Origin of the sequence: Zhongshania aquimaris, from assembly GCF_019312595.1 — a bacterium.
Lineage (GTDB): Bacteria > Pseudomonadota > Gammaproteobacteria > Pseudomonadales > Spongiibacteraceae > Spongiibacter > Spongiibacter aquimaris.
On the sequence record NZ_JAHWDQ010000011.1, the window covers coordinates 1 to 2,500 of the forward strand.

At 51.6% G+C, this 2,500-nt stretch carries 2 rRNA genes (1 of these 2 cut by a window edge); both read right to left on the bottom strand.

The features are described from left to right. Positions 1-2: 2 nt before the first annotated feature. Positions 3-118 (bottom strand): 5S ribosomal RNA (gene rrf, locus KXJ70_RS19180). 178 nt (positions 119-296) lie between these two features. Further along, positions 297-2,500, bottom strand: a 23S ribosomal RNA gene (locus KXJ70_RS19185); it runs 696 nt beyond the window's last position.

The window sequence follows — 2,500 nt, forward strand, 5'->3', positions numbered from 1 at the left end:
AAGCCTGGCGATGACCTACTCTCGCATGGGGAAACCCCAAACTACCATCGGCGATGACACGTTTCACTTCTGAGTTCGGGATGGGATCAGGTGGTTCCATGTCTCTATGGTCGCCAGGCAAACTGGCTTGGTTAAATGAGGTGTCTTACGCACTCTCGTGCTGCGTCATTCAATCCAAATAAGGTGGTAAATAAGCTGATATAAACAAGTTTTCTCGTATGTGTAAGTTGTCTCCAACCTACCTCGCAACAATCCGCTGCAGTTTCTTCATTGTGATAACAAGACCACTTAATTATATGGTCAAGCCTCACGAGCAATTAGTACAGGTTAGCTCAATGCCTCGCAGCACTTACACACCCTGCCTATCAACGTCCTGGTCTTGAACGGCTCTTTAGGGGGCTCAAGGCCCCAGGGAGATCTAATCTTGGAAGAGGCTTCCCGCTTAGATGCTTTCAGCGGTTATCCCGTCCGAACGTAGCTACCGGGCAATGCCACTGGCGTGACAACCCGAACACCAGAGGTTCGTCCACTTCGGTCCTCTCGTACTAGAAGCAGCTTTCCTCAAATCTCCAACGCCCACGGCAGATAGGGACCGAACTGTCTCACGACGTTCTGAACCCAGCTCGCGTACCACTTTAAATGGCGAACAGCCATACCCTTGGGACCGGCTTCAGCCCCAGGATGTGATGAGCCGACATCGAGGTGCCAAACACCGCCGTCGATGTGAACTCTTGGGCGGTATCAGCCTGTTATCCCCGGAGTACCTTTTATCCGTTGAGCGATGGCCCTTCCATACAGAACCACCGGATCACTATGACCTACTTTCGTATCTGCTCGACTTGTCAGTCTCGCAGTTAAGCGCGCTTATGCCATTACACTAACCGCATGATTTCCGACCATGCTTAGCGCACCTTCGTGCTCCTCCGTTACTCTTTGGGAGGAGACCGCCCCAGTCAAACTACCCACCACACAATGTCCTCGATCCAGATAATGGACCAGAGTTAGAACCCCAACAGTACCAGGCTGGTATTTCAAGATTGGCTCCACGTAAGCTAGCGCCTACGCTTCAAAGCCTCCCAGCTATCCTACACAAGTAATATCAGAGTCCACTGTGAAGCTATAGTAAAGGTTCACGGGGTCTTTCCGTCTAGCCGCGGGTATACGGCATCTTAACCGCAAATTCAATTTCACTGAGTCTCGGGTGGAGACAGCGTGGCCATCATTACGCCATTCGTGCAGGTCGGAACTTACCCGACAAGGAATTTCGCTACCTTAGGACCGTTATAGTTACGGCCGCCGTTTACCGGGGCTTCGATCAAGAGCTTCGCTTACGCTAACCCCATCAATTAACCTTCCGGCACCGGGCAGGCGTCACACCGTATACGTCCACTTTCGTGTTTGCACAGTGCTATGTTTTTGATAAACAGTTGCAGCCACCTGGTCACTTCGACTCCCCTCAGCTTACGGAGCAAGTCCGATCACCAGAGGGAGCGTACCTTCTCCCGAAGTTACGGTACCATTTTGCCTAGTTCCTTCACCCGAGTTCTCTCAAGCGCCTTGGTATTCTCTACCTGACCACCTGTGTCGGTTTGGGGTACGGTTTGTTATAACCTGAAGCTTAGAAGATTTTCTTGGAAGCATGGCATCAACGACTTCATCCAAAAGAGGACTCGTCATCGCTTCTCAGCCTTAGGGGACCGGATTTGCCTAATCCCCCAGCCTACGAGCTTAAACACGGACAACCAACGCCGTGCTCGCCTAGCCTACTCCGTCCCTCCATCGCAGTTATAACAAGTACGGGAATATTAACCCGTTTTCCATCGACTACGCATTTCTGCCTCGCCTTAGGGGCCGACTAACCCTGTCCTGATTAACATGGGACAGGAAACCTTGGTCTTCCGGCGGGGGGGTTTTTCACCCCCCTTGTCGTTACTCATGTCAGCATTCGCACTTCTGATACCTCCAGCAAACCTCTCGATTCACCTTCACAGGCTTACAGAACGCTCCTCTACCATGCGTGCAAGCACGCATCCGCAGCTTCGGTTACACATTTAGCCCCGTTATATCTTCCGCGCAGGCCGACTCGACTAGTGAGCTATTACGCTTTCTTTAAAGGGTGGCTGCTTCTAAGCCAACCTCCTAGCTGTCTAAGCCTTCCCACATCGTTTCCCACTTAATGTGTATTAGGGACCTTAGCTGGCGGTCTGGGTTGTTTCCCTCTTGACAACGGACGTTAGCACCCGCTGTCTGTCTGCCGTGATTGAACTCCTAGGTATTCGGAGTTTGCATGGGGTTGGTAAGTCGGGATGACCCCCTAGCCCAAACAGTGCTCTACCCCCTAGGGTTAGACACGACGCTCTACCTAAATAGATTTCGAGGAGAACCAGCTATCTCCGAGCTTGATTAGCCTTTCACTCCGATCCACAACTCATCCCCAAATTTTTCAACATTTGTGGGTTCGGTCCTCCAATGCCTGTTACGGCATCTTCAACCTGGCCAT